The sequence below is a fragment of the Desulforapulum autotrophicum HRM2 genome (assembly GCF_000020365.1).
Classification (GTDB): domain Bacteria; phylum Desulfobacterota; class Desulfobacteria; order Desulfobacterales; family Desulfobacteraceae; genus Desulforapulum; species Desulforapulum autotrophicum.
In genome coordinates this window covers 4,810,483-4,824,522 of record NC_012108.1, presented here as the reverse complement: position 1 = coordinate 4,824,522, position 14,040 = coordinate 4,810,483, and the positions used below count along the sequence as shown (strand labels likewise).

Genomic DNA, 14,040 nt, shown 5'->3' with positions numbered 1-14,040 from the left:
AACAGGCTCCATGGTATTACCCGGAATCCGTGGCATTTGGAACGGACCCCGGGCGGCTCCAGCGGCGGGTCGGCAGCTGCTGTGGCAGGGGGATTGTGCCGCTTTGTACCGGGAACGATGCAGGGGGATCCATCCGATCCGTAAAGGAACTCACTCAAATCCAGGCATTAAGGTGGACATTGAACCAGCGGCTTTTGACTTTTTTCCAGAAATTTGATCTGCTGCTCACCCCCACCATGCCGTCTGAGCCTTTTGCAGCAGAAGGTCCTCCCCCTGATATCATTGGTGGTCAACCCATCCCTCTTCTGGGTGCGGTTGCATTTACCTATCCCTTTAATCTTTCCGGTCATCCTGCCGCCTCTGTTCCTGCAGGGTTCACTGAAAACGGGTTGCCGGTGAGGCTTCAAATCGTGGGTGCCTGTCATGCCGATGATCTTGTGCTTCAGGCTGCAAGGGCCTATGAAAAGATGCGTCCCTGGAACGACCAGTGGCCTGTTTTGTGATGAATCCCAAAAGTGCCGGTCAAACAGTTTTAGAATCAGGACATGGCATTTTTAAAAATGAGTTTATGAATTTGAAACCAGACTATTACCCTGATTCTGTAAACATATGAGCCTTTTCTTTGCCATAGGAACCCCCTTGGGGGATCAAACAGCTTTTAAGGCCGATGACCCCGGCTGAATTCAGGCAGGCTCTGAACATGGCCAAACATCTTAAACGGTTGGCTGCCATTGAAGAACCCGGTTTGTGGTTTGCCGAACAAACCTCCGGATTTATCCATAAGACCTTGAAAAGCGTTGGCGCGGTCTGTATAAAGAAGCCTGAATTTAATTTTACAGGACACAAACCATGAATGACGCAGAAACCCAGCCCCATCTTTTTTCAGCACAGGTTTACTATGAGGACACTGATCACTCAGGTGTTGTCTACCACGCCAATTATTTGAAATTCTTTGAACGGGCCAGGGAAGATATCATCGGAATCAAAAACCTTGCTGACATGTGGCACACCCATGGTATTGGTTTTGCCGTTTACAAACTCTCCATGGGCTACCACGACGGGGCCGTTTTTGGTGATCTGCTGGAAATTCGAACCACCTGGAAAAAAGAGGGTGACTACCGGGTGGTTTTCTTCCATGAAGCCTGGCGGCCTGAAGGCAGGAAACCTGCGGTGACCTGCACCCTGGAGCTTGTCTGTCTTGGATCCAACAAAAAGCTCATGCCCATTCCAGAGCTTGGTTTTTTATAACCGGCACGGCCGGAGCGAGGGATGGCATCTGGCAACAACGAATATGGAAACTCCGCCAATGTTAATGCTTTGGTGGGTGTTTCATATAAACCCACATGTCCTGGCGGGCACAACGAAGCATGAAACTCGACAGTAGTAGGCGGGCGGGAACGGGTGTTGCCCTGAACGGGTTAAATGGCAACGGTGGACACGAGGTTCAAGGAGTTGCCATTTCCCTCGGAGCAGGCCATGGACGGCCTGCGAGAATGAGTGAAGGGCAACACCCGTTTCCGCCGGCCGGTCGAAGCGAGTTTCATATAAAAAAAAATAAGAATGATCAATTCCGATAAGTTGCAGCTATCCATTTGAAATATAAATGTTGATCAGGCCTTCTATTCTTGAACCGATTTTTTTCATGTGGGTAATGCGGTCTTTCTCTGATCTTCCAGGATAGTTCCTAAAGGCAATTAAAATACCTGAAAGACATGCAAAAAGGGTGTGTGCCATAATCCTGGTGTTTGACGTGCAGCCGGCCTGGACAAACATCATTTCAAAAACATCCATGAGCTCCCGGCCCGTTTTATTGAGTTGTTCAACGGCACCCATCTCGTTGTTTCCATGGAGGGCAAAGTGGGTGACCATTCGCCATTGTGAGGCGTTCTCAATATAAAAATCCAAAAAATAATCAATGGCGGCTCGGACAGGATCCGGGCCTGCGGACAGGATCCTGTTGTTCAACTCTTTTATGAATTTACAGGCATCCTGATATGCAATCTGGGCGTATAATTCTTCCTGGCTGTTAAAATAGGTGTAGATGGAAGATTTTGAGATTCCGGCAGCCTTTGCTATTTCAGCCATGCTGGCCTTGTCATAGGTCTTTTGTCCGAAAACTTCCCGGGCAGCTTCAATAATGAGGACCTGTCTTAACTCCCGTTCTTTTTCCTTTAATTTGATGAGTGTATTGTTTTTTTCCATATTTTCCCAAAGCTGTGTTGATAAATTAAAGTACTGGATACCATGGGTTTAAAGAATATACAAGCAGTGGTTGACATCCCGACCGCAGTTCGTTATAGAAACCGAAGGACAATAAATGGAACATACAGGAGTAATTTAACCCATGGAAGAAATTAAAATTTTTCGGGATGCCATTAAAGATATTCCCACCTTGGCTTCAAATATCAAGAAAAGTCACGAGAAAATTGTCGGATATCTGTGTTCCTATGCGCCTGAAGAACTGATATATGCGGCAGGGTTCCATCCCATGCGACTGTTTTCATCCAAGTCTGATATTATCCTGGCTGAAGATCATCTCCAGACATATTGCTGCTCCCTGGTGAGGGGTGTTCTGGAAGACAGCCTGTCCGGGCGACTTGATTTTCTGGATGGGACGGTTTTTCCCCACACCTGTGACTCCATTCAGCGCCTCAGTGACATCTGGCGCATGAAAGGAAAGTATGATCTTTTCTGGGATGTGGTGCTGCCGGTTAAACTCAATACCCAGAGTGCGAAGATCTATATGAAGGATGTGCTGAATCGGTTTAAAACGGATCTTGAAAGGGCTGCCGGAACGACCATCACCGATGACGATCTTAACAGATCCATTTCAACATTTAATCTGATCCGTTCCCATCTTTCAAAATTATATCAGCTTCAGTCCCGGAATCCGGGGATCCTGAAAGGCGAAGATCTTTATTCCATCGTGAAAGGTGCCATGGTGATGGACCGGGATGAGGTTGCCAGATTGTTGCCCCTCATTGTTGAAACCCTTGAGAAAACCAGTCCGCCTGAATCCAGAGCAAAACGGATTGTCCTTTCCGGCTCAATCTGTGATTCTCCAGGCATCTATGCCATGCTTGAAACCTCGGGGGCCGTTATTGTGGGCGATGATCTGTGCACGGGCCAGAGATGGTTTGAAGGCCGGATACTTGAAAATAAAGACCCCATTACAGCCATTGCAGAACGGTACATGGATCGCATTGTCTGCCCTGCAAAGCATATGAATCCCGTGGTCCGTGGTGAAAATATTGTTGCCCTTGCCAGGGAAAACAAGGCGGACGGGGTTGTGTTCATGCTGTTGAAATTTTGTGACCCCCATGCCTTTGATTATCCTTACCTAAAGGAATTCCTTGATAATGAAGGGATTAAAAATATGCTCATTGAAATGGATGATCAGCAGGAAAATTTAGGTCAACTTTCCACCCGCCTTGAAACTTTTATTCACATGATATAATCGAGGAATCTTTCCATGTCAGATCCATCTGCACAAAAAGCAAAAATGAAATCCGCAAAAAAAATGCGGGACCTCATGACGGCATATTATATTGATGCCCTGTCTGCAGGACAGAACAATAAACGCGTTGCCTGGATTACATCGGGTGGTCCTGTGGAGCCGTTGCTTGCCATGGACATTATCCCGGTCTATCCGGAAAACCATGCCGCCATGATCGGTTCTGCAAAAATGGGTGAAGATCTTTGCACTAAAGCTGAGGAGATGGGGTACAGCACAGATCTTTGTTCCTATGCAAGGGCCGATATATCGTGTTCCGTTGTAAAGGGCGGGCCCCTCGGCGGTCTGCCCAAACCGGATATGCTGATCTGCTGTAACAATATCTGCGGGACTGTTTTAAAGTGGTATGAGGTTCAGGCAAGATTCTATAATGTCCCCTTGTTCATACTGGACACCCCCATCTGCCATACCGGTTACACCCCTGAAATTGCAAAATATGTCAGAGCCCAGATTGATGAATACATTGCATTTCTTGAAGTCGTAACCAAAAGAAAATTCAACCATGAAAAGATGGCCACTGTCGGCAAATTGTCCCTTGAAGGACAAAAACTCTGGCAGAAAGTCCTCAATACAACGGCCCATAAACCCTCTCCCATGTCTGCATTTGATGCTTTCTTTTTTCTTGCCCTGATTGTAACCTTGAGGGGAACCCAGATCGCCGTGGATTTTTACACGGAACTTGTCCAGGAAATGGAAGAGCGAATCCAGAATGGTATCAGCGTTGTTCCTGGTGAACGATACAGACTCTTGTGGGATAACCTGCCGATCTGGTATCAACTCAAATGGCTGTCCGGCAAATTTTCCGAACACAATGCCTGCCTTGTGGCAGATACCTATACGTCGGCCTGGTGTGGAACCATTAAATATATTGATGAAAACCGGTTCCTGGATTCCATGGCAGAGGCATACACACGGATTTATCTTAACATTGGTGTGGATCAGATGGCTGATCAGGTGTTGGAGATGATTAAATTCTACGATGTTGACGGATTTGTCATGCACTCCAACAGATCCTGCAAACCATACTCCTTTGGGCAATTGGATATCATGGGGATTGTCCAGGAAAAGGCTGGCATTCCGGTTCTCATGATTGAGGCGGATATGGTGGATCCAAGAAATTTTTCACAGTCCCAGGTGGAAACCCGAATTGATGCATTTATGGAAATCATAAAACAAAACAAGGGATAAGATGAACGTTGGTCTAAAAGGAGCAATAACCATATGATTTATGCTGGAATTGATATTGGTTCGATCACTGCCAAAGCCGCTTTGATCGAAGATGGAAAGCTCATTGACACGCTCATTATAAAGACCGGCTACAACCACTTGAATGCGGCGCTAAAGGTCTTTGATGCACTCCTGGAAAAAACAAAAATCAGAAAAAATAATGTTGCTGCGATCATTTCAACGGGTTATGGCCGTGCCAGTGTGACATTTGCAGATAAAGCGTTGACAGAGATTATTTGCCATGGTGTTGGTGCCTATTTTATGAATCCAGAGATCCGGGGTATTATTGATGTGGGCGGCCAGGACAGCAAAGCCATTCTGCTGGACGCATCCGGACAGGTGGTAAATTTTGCCATGAACGATAAATGTGCTGCCGGAACAGGCCGATTCCTTGAGGTCATGGCCAATGCCATGGAAGTGGAATTAGATCAACTGGGAGACTTCAGCCTCAGGGCTGAAAAACCCGCTAAAATCAGTAGTATCTGCACGGTATTTGCTGAATCCGAAGTCATTTCTATGATTGCAAACCAGGAAAACAGAGAGGACATTATCGCCGGTATCCACGAATCTGCAGCCGCCCGTGTGGCCATTTTAGCTAGGAAAGTCAAAATCAAGGCCCCTGTTGTCATGACAGGCGGGGTTGCCAGAAATGTCGGCATGGTGGCAGCCCTTGAAAAGCATATCGGGATGAAACTATTTGTCGGGGCGTATCCCCAGGAAAATGGTGCCATTGGCGCTGCGGTATTGGCATCAAAACTATAAGCCTCCGGCTCTGCCGGAGGTTGTTGATCTTAACAGGTTTCATGCCGTTGTTGATGCAGGTATTGCTGGACAGCTTTATGATGACAGCTGCCCCCTATATTGTTGGATTAAAAATAATTTCTTAACTTGAGTTCAAATGGGTGGGGATTCAAATAGGTCTGGATCTTCAACCAGGGCTGATCATATTTCATCACATAATGCTTTATCAGGGTAATGGGCACGATTAAAGGAACATAACCGGATCTGTATTTGTCAATAATTGTCAGCAGTTCCTGTTTTTCATCATTGCTGAGGTCTTTTTTGAAATATCCCAAGATGTGTTGCAGGACATTAATATTTTTTTTTAATGTGGTTTGAAGACTTAATGCCTTTAGGAGAAGCTCCTCATACATGTCAAACAACTGATCAATATCAACGTCTTTCCCGTGGGCGACAAGTTTACCCATCTGTCTGTATAGCCCCTGGTTATGGGAAAGTATCAGCAACTTATTCTGGGTATGGAAGTCCACAAGACCTCCCAAGGTCATATTCTGACTGCAAAGCTTTCGCCATCGTTGAAGGGAAAAAATATTTTCAATGAAACTTTCCCTTAACTTCGGGTCATTCAGGCGGCCGGCCTCTTCAACCGGTACCCTTGGAAAGGCCTTGGTGAAAGCACGTGCAAAGAGTCCTGTGCCGTTTTTTGTGATGCTGCCGTCCTCACCATAAACCCTGATACGGTACAACCCGCTGCTGGGCGATTTGCTTCTGAAAATAAAACCGCATAGATCTTCCCTGGCCAGTTCCTCCAGACGACCTTTGATCCAGACGTTCATCTGGTCTGTTTTATCCACGGCCGTTTTCTGGGTCATCAGTCTTGGATTCTCCGGATCTCCCACCAGTCGGACCGCCTCCCTTGGTGTGGGCATCCCGCATTCAACTTCCGGACACACAGGGACATATTCGGTAAATAGACCCAGGGTCTGTGTGAGAAAACGATCATGGCTGTGTCCGCCATCGTATCGCACCTTGTTTCCCAGCAGACAGGAACTGATCCCGATTTTAATAGGTTCCAGCATGCTATCCTCCTGTTTTGTATTGAAAGTGAACCATTGGCGTTTTTAGCAAGACAAACAATCACATTGACATCATCCCTTTGAGTATATAGGTTTTTACTATTATTTAAAGTAATTTGTAGGGGACTAATTTCTTAAAGCCTGCAGCCCAGTTCGATGGGTACCATAAAAAGCATACCAATCACCGGAAGAATAATCTGCCCGGACATTTTAAGGGCCAAGGACAACCCATGGATGATCACAGGAAAACTTCACTGGAACAGATAACCGCCTTGTTTGATTCTCAACAGCTTGCCGTTCTTTCAACCCAGAAAAATGACCAGCCCTATGCCAGCCTTGTTGCCTTTGCAGCAAGTGAAGATCTTGAACAGATCTTGTTTTTAACCCCCAACACCACGCGAAAATACGAACATCTGACAATCAATCCCAAAGTCGCCATCCTGGTTAACAACAGCCGGAACCAGGCGGAGGATATCTATAATGCCATATCGGTGACAGGTACTGGGACGGCTTCGGTTGTTGAAAAATCCGATCCCCGCAACTTTTTAGGGGTATTTTTAAAAAAACACCCTCATTTGAAAGGATTTTCATCCGCGCCGACAACAGCCCTTGTATGCGTGACCATGAACCGGTACTTCATGGTGAACCAGTTTCAAAATGTCGTTGAACTTGGGATGATGCCATGAAACCGCTCCTGTCGATCAAAGAATTCATGGCCGCAGGGATCAGCCAGGTCGGGGGAAAGGCCCTTTGCCTGGCAAAAATTCATGAACAGGGGGTCACGGTTCCCCGGACCTTTTGCATCCCCTGCCGGGTATATGAGGATTATCTTGCCCATACCCGTCTCAAAGACAGGATTCTTTTTGAGATTAACAGAAAACCGCTGGAAAAAATGCGGTGGGAGGAAATCTGGGATATCTCCCTTCGGGTCCGGAACCTGTTTCTAACCACGCCCATTCCCCAGGACATAAGGGCGGATCTCGGGCAGCTGATCTTGCTGCACTGTGGCGACACCCCTGTTGCCGTTCGATCCTCGGCCCCCGGGGAGGATGACAAAGCAAGCTCTTTTGCGGGCATCCATGCCTCTTTTCTGAACATCATGGGAACCGAACATATTATCAAGCATGTTCAGCTGGTGTGGGCGTCGCTTTATTCGGATGCGGCACTTTTATATCGCAAAGAGCTGGGACTTGACATCCATAGGAGTCAGATGGCGGTGGTCATACAGGCGCTGGTCGCATCCGACAGGTCCGGGATCTTTTTTGGCATGAATCCCGCCAATTCTGCCGAATCGGTTATTGAATCCGTGTATGGCCTGAACCAGGCCCTTGTTGATGGCGACATTGAACCCGATCGCTGGGTGTTGAACCGATCCTCGGGCCGTATTTTAAGCCACGTGGAACCGATCCGGAATCGGCTTGCTGTTCCCGCAGCCCAAGGTGTTGATTTTGCGGATCTGTCGGAAAAGATGAGCCAGCAGCCGCCGTTGAATGACGGGGAAGTCCATCGAGTCTGGGAGACGGGAAAAACCCTTGAAACTCTGTTTGGCAAACCCCAGGATATGGAGTGGACATTCAGTAAAAACCAGCTGGTGGTCCTCCAGGCAAGGCCGATCACCAGTGGGGGACTAGAGGGAACCGACGACAAACGGTCCTGGTATTTAAGCCTGCACCGCAGCCATGAAAATTTAAAGGCCCTGTACGAAAAAATCAACACCTGTCTGATTCCTGAAATGATCCGGGCTGCCCATGAAATGGGCCAGTTAAATTTCCAGGAACTGTCCGTAGGCCAGCTTACCCGGGAAATTAAACGCCGTCAGGAATGCTATGATCACTGGGTCAAGGTGTACTGGGCTGATTTCATTCCCTTTGCTCATGGCATAAGGCTTTTCGGACAGGTTTACAATGATGCGGTCCGGCCCGATGACCCCTACGAGTTCATGAAGCTCCTTGAAAAAACCAGTCTCAAGAGTATTGAACGTAACCGTCTGCTTGAACAAATGGCCCATCTGATTCAAAGGGACGACGGCCTGGCGTCAAAGCTGTCCGCCGGTCTGGAACTTGAAAAAGACCATCCGTTTATGGCTCTGCTGGCTGAATTTATCTCGGAATTTGGCGATCTGGCCTGCCATACGACCGGTTCGGGCGAATGCCACCAGGGATCATTCGCCCTGGTCCGGCTGATTCTTGAATTTGCCCGGATGCCGTCATTGCCGGAGAAAAAAACGACGGGCCCGGATATTCAAACCCTCAAGGCAGCGTACCTGGACCGCTTTGAACCGGAAAAGAAGCGCTTTGCACAGGAGGTGCTTGAACTGGGCCGGGAAAGCTTTCGCCTCAGGGATGACGATAATCTTCATCTGGGAAAGATTGAGGCCTGCCTGTTTGACGCTGTCCGGGAAGGGCAGGCAAGACTGGCAGAACCGGATCTTGACCTTGGTGACCGGAAACTGTTGACATCTGTTTCGGCATTGTCGAGCCCGCCTGGGCCCAGGCAGGAATGCGGGAACAAACAAACGGAACCCGACTCGTCGTCTCTCTGGCTCAAGGCTCGCCAGGTGGTCGGGCACCCTGCAGGTCCGGGTATTGCGAAGGGGCGGGCCCGGGTCATCTTAAACCCGGAGGACCTTTTGGACTTTAAACAGGGAGAGGTCCTGGTCTGCAAGGGGGTTGATCCCAACATGACCTTTGTGGTGCCCCTTTCAGCTGCCGTGGTTGAAGAGCGGGGCGGAATGCTGATCCACGGGGCCATCATTGCCCGGGAATATGGTCTGCCCTGTGTCACCGGAGCGCCTGACATCACCCGTCTGGTCCGGACTGGCGACCGGGTGACCGTGGACGGATACCTGGGGATCGTGACCTGTGAAACCGGAGACCTGGATTGATGAGCTTTTTGAGAAACGCCTGTGGCCTGGTGCTCGTGATAGGCTTTCTGGCAGTGGCCGCTGCCTCGTGTTTTTCGGTGATGGATATCGGTCAAATTCTGCCCATGCAACCCACTCTAAACTAGCGCCCCTGGTAACCGGTCAGTTCCACATATCCCAACCCATTAATTCCCTTGCCCTTAAATCTTGCGGCCCCTTCCCAATAGGCCATCATGTGGGTGTGTTCCTGGTCCTGTATCACCGGTGTTACCCTGAGGTTAATGCCATGATCCGGCAGTTTAATGTCCCAGAGACTGGGATATTGGTTGCCCGTTGTCGGGCTTTTCCATTGACGGAGGGCACGAATGGAAAACTGGGCTTCAGACAGGATTTCATATGTCCCATTTGAACGGGAGAGGCTGCCAAACCCATATCCATTGGGGGCCCCGTCGGCTTGCCTGATCTGGCAGATCATGAGATCTCGACCGTCGTCCAGATGGGCTGAAAACCAGTCCCATCCTGCAATATCGTCTCCCAGAGCGCTGGTACTCCATTCATGATCAAACCAGGTCTTTCCCTTGACTTGATATTTGTCGGTACCGATGGATACGGTTCCGTGGGTTTCAAGCCGTGGGATGGAATAGTAATAGGACGCGTTAAAGGGCTTTTTCCCTTTGCGGCTTAACCCGTTATTGCCTTGGAATACAACCTGTTTTTCAGCGGTCAGCGTTAGCTGAAGTTTCATGGTGTCTCCTTTTGCGGCCAGGGTTAAATTGGTGCCAGCCTGTGTCACATGCCAGTCATCGATCCACACTTGGAAGGGGAGGCTCGTTGCTCCGGCAATATCAAGGCTTTGACGGTTCATGCGAAAGTTGGAATAAAAGGCATTGTTCCGGGTATCGGTAATGGCAAAATGGGCAAAATACAATTGTCTGGTCCGCCATTTGGACGTTCCCCCAACCGGCTCACAGGATAATGCCTGCCTGAAAAAGGTCAACTGATATCCAAAATGTCTTGCCCTGCTGGTTTCAAGGTTTCCGGTATAGTACCACCATTCAGTCTTAAAGGCATCATGGGGCCCGGCATCCTTGGGCAATTCAATGTCAATGGACGATTTGGCCGTGTCGAAACAGCCCGCTGGTTCAGTGGATGAAAGGACCCTGGCGATATTAATTCTCTCCGGTTCAGGTGGCCGGTTACAGCCGGAAGCTGTGAAAGCCAGAAGACCTGCAATGATAATATGTGCAAGGATTGGTTTCATCTGTTGCTACTCCATGCGAAGGGCGTTTCCAATATCGGTTCTACCGGCTCTGACAGCTGGGAAAATACCGGCGACCACGGCGGCAAGACAGGCAAGTGACACTGCTTGAACAAACACGCCTGGTGAAATGACCATGTCATAGGTCCATCCAAATGACCGTTCGTTGACAATATGGATCAGCATCCAGGCCAGACAGAGGCCAAGGGGCAGGGCCATTATGCCGGAGATGAGTCCAGACAGACCGCATTCCAGCAATAAAAGTTTGCCCATCTGATATCTTTCAGCACCGCAGGCCCGCAGGACACCCAACTCCCTTGTTCGCTCAAGCAGCAGGGCCATGACGGAATTCAAAATGCCGGTCAAGGCCACGATGGCGGTCAGTATCTGCAGGGCAGACGTGATTACAAAGGTTCTGTCAAACACCCCAAGGATGTTTTGTTTGATGGATGCCCCTGAAACCACTTTAAGCCTTGAGTCTTCAGGTTCAAACAAACGAATACTTGACATCACAGGTTCAATGGGCTGGTTTGGCTTTAAGAAGACCTGCATTGCTGTGATATCTTCATGATTCCAGAATCGTTGCATGGATTCACGGTTGACGATGATCCGCCCCCCTCCCATGAAAAAATCCCTGAAGATGCCTGCAATTTTAAACGATTTGGGTCCATCAACCGTTTCCAGAACCACGGTGACGCCCCTGGCGGGTTGAATTTGATTTCTTTGGGCAAAGATCTCAGAAACAACGATCCAGCCCTGTTCTAACAGGGAGTCGATTTTTTCTTGACCGCTATCTGTCCATGTCCATTTTTTTTTGGAAAAATCTGAAAGGTAGGAAAATATGTGAACTTCCCCCGATGTCCGGGAAAAAATTCGGTGAAGATTATAGGCCGACACGGCAGATACCGATGGAAGGGCCTGGATTTCCTCCAGGAGTGCAGGGCGCAATGAACGGTTCAGGTGATCAGATGAGGACACATGGATATCGCCACCGATGTGGCCGTCCACCCAGTCAATAATGGAAAGTCTGAAACTGCCGGTCATGATGTCAATACCGATATAGACCGATGTAACAACCATTAAAGAGGCGATCAGAACGCTGGTCCGGCTCAAAGACCGAACAATGTTTCTCAAGGCCATTTTTGTCAATATTCCAGCGGACGGTTTTGCGGTTATTTCCATAGCCCTGACCATCAACAGGATCACCATGGGCGACAGGAGTGCCGCTCCCAGGAAAATAAGGAATACGCAGCCAAAGTCATAACCTGGACGAACATTGAATCCCATGAGGGTCAAAACAGCAGCACAGATAATGAGGCACCCGAGAATCGTGAGCTGGGGAATATGTCTTTTTAATGCACTTTCAGCCGATGACCGGTGCATCAGGGTGATGGGAAGTGTTCCGGCAGCTGTCAATGCCGGGAAAAAAGCGGCCGTAACGGCAGAGATAATTCCCGCCAGAACGCCCTTCAGGAGTGTCGCGCCGGCGATATGGGTCTTGCTGACGGTTAAAACAAAATACATGTCTGACACTGTGCTGCAAACAGCCAGCACAGCTGCTTTACCAAGGAGGATACCAAGGTACACGCCTATAAAAGATCCGATGAGTGCATAGGCCATCACCTCAACCATGACAGCATAAAAGATATCGACCCTTGTGGCGCCTAGTGCACGCAGTGTCCCATTGAGTTTCTGCCGCTGGGCGATTGAGAAGGAAACCGCGTTGTAGATTAGAAAAATTCCCATGAACAGGGCCAGCATGGAAAATGCCGTCAAACTGGTCTCAAAGGATTTAGAAAGCCGTCTGATCACCTGGTTCTGCCGGCCTGTTTCCACCAGTACCGTTCCCTGGGGCAGCAGGCTTCGGACTTTTGTGGCCATGGTTTCATCGGACAGAATCAGATCAATCCGGCTGATGCTGTCTTGAAATCCCAGGATCTCCTGGGCAAGGGAAATGTCGGCCAGAATTAGGCCTTCAAAGACTGCATTGGTGCCCGCATCGTCGCTGTCGAGGAGTCCGGATATCAGTACACGAGCCTGCCGGGTTCCAAAGGTCAGGGTCAGCGGATCCCCCGGGCTCAACCCATAGCGAGCTGCAAAAACCTGGGACAAGAGAATGCCTGGCGATGGATCTAAAAGGCCTGCAAGGCTCTTCTCCCCAACGCCAGGGGTTGTCCGGATGCTGAAATTTCTGAAATCCATTTCAGAAAAAGGGTCAATCCCCATCAGCATCAGGGATGTATTGTTCAACTCTTTGACTGAAACAGGGGAGGTGATCACAGGTGCGGAACGATGAATACCCAGATCGGTTCTCAGCTGTGTAAAAAGAGATTGTGGTATTTTGAAATTATTGCCCATAATCTGATGGGTTGATCGAGATGTCAGGGCCGTAGTGGATAGTTCAAAAGACTTACTGACACTGGTTTTGGCAATGTCTATGGCCACGACACCGGAAACCCCCAGGGCAATTCCGAACACCAGCAAAATAGTCCGCAGAATATGCCTGCGAACCTGTCTGAACCATATCTTGATCATGGGGCTGATAATCATCAGCGGCTCAATTTGCTGGATTCAAGGACCAATGTCTGGTTTTCAACTCTGAAGACCTGATCCGCATAGTCAACAGCTTCGGGGCTGTGGGTCACCATGACAAGGGTATTTTTGTTTTTTATGGTCAGTTCAGATATGAGCTCAAGGACCAAACGGCCTGTTTTCAGGTCAAGGTTACCTGTGGGTTCATCGGCAAGAATGATTTCCGGCTCATTGACCAGGGATCTGACCACGGCAATCCGCTGCTGTTCACCGCCGGAGAGTGTGTCTGGGTAGTCGTTTTTTCGGTCAAAGAGCCCGACTGTTTTTAACAGCTCCTGTGCACGGTTCAGGTATGCTTTTTTGGGCTTTCCATCTAATTCACTGATCAGCGTAAGGTTTTCCATGACCGTGAGCACAGGGATGAGGTTGAAAAACTGGTAGATGAAACCGATATGCTTTCGTCTGAAAATGGTTCGTTGAGTATCCGTCATTGCAGACAAGTTTGAATCGCCCATGCGAATCTGACCTTTATCCGGCAGGTCTATCCCGCTGATCAGGTTGAGCAGGGAGCTCTTTCCCACACCACTCTTACCAATGATCACATTAAATTGACCCGATTCAAACCGGGCGTCCATATTGTTGAATAACAATCGATGGGCATTGCTGTCTGTGTGTGACTTGCTGATTTTATCGAGATAAATGTCCAAAATCACCCCATCGTTAATCATGTATGATTCTAATATCGTTTTTTATTAGGATTAACTCTTTCAATGTAATCGTCAATTCTTTTATTCGTCATTTATCCTTTTTCGATTTTGTTTCTCGCCGT

General features: G+C 48.6%; 15 protein-coding genes. 10 read left to right on the top strand and 5 right to left on the bottom strand.

The window, feature by feature from the left end:
- Window positions 1-36: 36 nt before the first annotated feature.
- The 4 genes from HRM2_RS26250 (at window position 37) to HRM2_RS27860 (ending at window position 1,577) form a co-directional block, all read left to right on the top strand.
- A complete protein-coding gene (locus tag HRM2_RS26250; protein ID WP_269719593.1) occupies window positions 37-144 on the top strand; it encodes an amidase family protein in 108 nt (35 codons plus the stop codon).
- Window positions 96-503, top strand: a complete 408-nt coding sequence (locus HRM2_RS27415; RefSeq protein ID WP_269719592.1) for an amidase family protein — start codon at window positions 96-98, stop codon at window positions 501-503. The genes HRM2_RS26250 and HRM2_RS27415 overlap by 49 nt, the downstream gene beginning before the upstream one ends.
- Before the next feature lie 346 nt (window positions 504-849).
- Entirely contained in the window at window positions 850-1,248 is a 399-nt protein-coding gene (locus HRM2_RS21225; RefSeq protein WP_015906094.1) for a YbgC/FadM family acyl-CoA thioesterase, read from the top strand.
- A 119-nt stretch (window positions 1,249-1,367) separates the two neighbouring features.
- The gene (locus HRM2_RS27860) at window positions 1,368-1,577 is read left to right on the top strand and encodes a hypothetical protein (protein ID WP_232364100.1); all 210 of its coding nucleotides are present in this window, start codon (window positions 1,368-1,370) and stop codon (window positions 1,575-1,577) included.
- Window positions 1,578-1,584: 7 nt separating this feature from the next.
- On the opposite strand, the gene HRM2_RS25595 is transcribed toward HRM2_RS27860, so the two are convergent.
- Window positions 1,585-2,202 carry a TetR/AcrR family transcriptional regulator gene (locus tag HRM2_RS25595; protein ID WP_015906093.1) on the bottom strand — a complete coding sequence of 206 codons (618 nt, stop codon included), beginning with the start codon at window positions 2,200-2,202 and terminating at the stop codon, window positions 1,585-1,587.
- A gap of 142 nt (window positions 2,203-2,344) precedes the next feature.
- On the opposite strand from HRM2_RS25595, the gene HRM2_RS21215 reads away from it, so the two are divergent.
- Genes HRM2_RS21215 through HRM2_RS21205 form a run of 3 tightly spaced genes read left to right on the top strand, consistent with a single transcriptional unit; the run spans window position 2,345 to window position 5,503 of the window.
- Window positions 2,345-3,457: a 2-hydroxyacyl-CoA dehydratase subunit D gene (locus tag HRM2_RS21215; protein ID WP_015906092.1), complete on the top strand. Its 1,113-nt coding sequence runs from the start codon at window positions 2,345-2,347 to the stop codon at window positions 3,455-3,457.
- 15 nt (window positions 3,458-3,472) lie between these two features.
- Window positions 3,473-4,702: a 2-hydroxyacyl-CoA dehydratase subunit D gene (locus HRM2_RS21210; protein WP_015906091.1), complete on the top strand. Its 1,230-nt coding sequence runs from the start codon at window positions 3,473-3,475 to the stop codon at window positions 4,700-4,702.
- A gap of 33 nt (window positions 4,703-4,735) precedes the next feature.
- A complete protein-coding gene (locus HRM2_RS21205; RefSeq protein ID WP_015906090.1) occupies window positions 4,736-5,503 on the top strand; it encodes an acyl-CoA dehydratase activase in 768 nt (255 codons plus the stop codon).
- 107 nt (window positions 5,504-5,610) lie between these two features.
- Here HRM2_RS21205 and HRM2_RS21200 read toward each other — a convergent pair whose 3' ends face one another.
- Window positions 5,611-6,561: a YbgA family protein gene (locus HRM2_RS21200; protein ID WP_015906089.1), complete on the bottom strand. Its 951-nt coding sequence runs from the start codon at window positions 6,559-6,561 to the stop codon at window positions 5,611-5,613.
- A gap of 227 nt (window positions 6,562-6,788) precedes the next feature.
- Here HRM2_RS21200 and HRM2_RS21195 point away from each other — a divergent pair, with 227 nt between their 5' ends.
- Genes HRM2_RS21195 through HRM2_RS28115 form a run of 3 tightly spaced genes read left to right on the top strand, consistent with a single transcriptional unit; the run spans window position 6,789 to window position 9,567 of the window.
- Window positions 6,789-7,244 (top strand): pyridoxamine 5'-phosphate oxidase family protein, encoded by a 456-nt coding sequence (locus HRM2_RS21195; protein ID WP_015906088.1) that lies wholly within the window; start codon window positions 6,789-6,791, stop codon window positions 7,242-7,244.
- Complete coding sequence (locus tag HRM2_RS21190; protein ID WP_015906087.1) at window positions 7,241-9,442, top strand: PEP/pyruvate-binding domain-containing protein; 2,202 nt, start codon at window positions 7,241-7,243, stop codon at window positions 9,440-9,442. Before HRM2_RS21195 ends, HRM2_RS21190 begins: the two co-directional genes overlap by 4 nt.
- A complete protein-coding gene (locus HRM2_RS28115; RefSeq protein WP_269719591.1) occupies window positions 9,442-9,567 on the top strand; it encodes a hypothetical protein in 126 nt (41 codons plus the stop codon). The genes HRM2_RS21190 and HRM2_RS28115 overlap by 1 nt, the downstream gene beginning before the upstream one ends.
- Here the strand turns inward: HRM2_RS28115 and HRM2_RS21185 are convergent.
- The 3 genes from HRM2_RS21185 to HRM2_RS21175 are packed head-to-tail and all read right to left on the bottom strand — an operon-like array spanning window position 9,564 to window position 13,939.
- Entirely contained in the window at window positions 9,564-10,682 is a 1,119-nt protein-coding gene (locus HRM2_RS21185; protein ID WP_015906086.1) for a lipocalin-like domain-containing protein, read from the bottom strand. The genes HRM2_RS28115 and HRM2_RS21185 overlap by 4 nt on opposite strands.
- 6 nt (window positions 10,683-10,688) lie before the next feature.
- A complete protein-coding gene (locus tag HRM2_RS21180; RefSeq protein ID WP_232364099.1) occupies window positions 10,689-13,214 on the bottom strand; it encodes an FtsX-like permease family protein in 2,526 nt (841 codons plus the stop codon).
- Window positions 13,215-13,228: 14 nt separating this feature from the next.
- Window positions 13,229-13,939, bottom strand: coding sequence for an ABC transporter ATP-binding protein (locus tag HRM2_RS21175; RefSeq protein ID WP_041273414.1), 711 nt, complete (start codon window positions 13,937-13,939; stop codon window positions 13,229-13,231).
- Window positions 13,940-14,040 lie beyond the last annotated feature (101 nt).

Excerpts from the sequence above, each read along its gene's own strand:
- HRM2_RS21215 (WP_015906092.1), top strand. The coding sequence starts at position 2,345 with ATGGAAGAAATTAAAATTTTTCGGGATGCCATTAAAGATATTCCCACC.
- HRM2_RS28115 (WP_269719591.1), top strand. The coding sequence starts at position 9,442 with ATGAGCTTTTTGAGAAACGCCTGTGGCCTGGTGCTCGTGATAGGCTTT.
- HRM2_RS21180 (WP_232364099.1), bottom strand. The coding sequence starts at position 13,214 with ATGATCAAGATATGGTTCAGACAGGTTCGCAGGCATATTCTGCGGACT.
- HRM2_RS21185 (WP_015906086.1), bottom strand. The coding sequence starts at position 10,682 with ATGAAACCAATCCTTGCACATATTATCATTGCAGGTCTTCTGGCTTTC.
- HRM2_RS21210 (WP_015906091.1), top strand. The coding sequence starts at position 3,473 with ATGTCAGATCCATCTGCACAAAAAGCAAAAATGAAATCCGCAAAAAAA.
- HRM2_RS21190 (WP_015906087.1), top strand. The coding sequence starts at position 7,241 with ATGAAACCGCTCCTGTCGATCAAAGAATTCATGGCCGCAGGGATCAGC.
- HRM2_RS21225 (WP_015906094.1), top strand. The coding sequence starts at position 850 with ATGAATGACGCAGAAACCCAGCCCCATCTTTTTTCAGCACAGGTTTAC.
- HRM2_RS21175 (WP_041273414.1), bottom strand. The coding sequence starts at position 13,939 with ATGATTAACGATGGGGTGATTTTGGACATTTATCTCGATAAAATCAGC.
- HRM2_RS25595 (WP_015906093.1), bottom strand. The coding sequence starts at position 2,202 with ATGGAAAAAAACAATACACTCATCAAATTAAAGGAAAAAGAACGGGAG.
- HRM2_RS21205 (WP_015906090.1), top strand. The coding sequence starts at position 4,736 with ATGATTTATGCTGGAATTGATATTGGTTCGATCACTGCCAAAGCCGCT.
- HRM2_RS21195 (WP_015906088.1), top strand. The coding sequence starts at position 6,789 with ATGGATGATCACAGGAAAACTTCACTGGAACAGATAACCGCCTTGTTT.
- HRM2_RS27860 (WP_232364100.1), top strand. The coding sequence starts at position 1,368 with ATGAAACTCGACAGTAGTAGGCGGGCGGGAACGGGTGTTGCCCTGAAC.
- HRM2_RS21200 (WP_015906089.1), bottom strand. The coding sequence starts at position 6,561 with ATGCTGGAACCTATTAAAATCGGGATCAGTTCCTGTCTGCTGGGAAAC.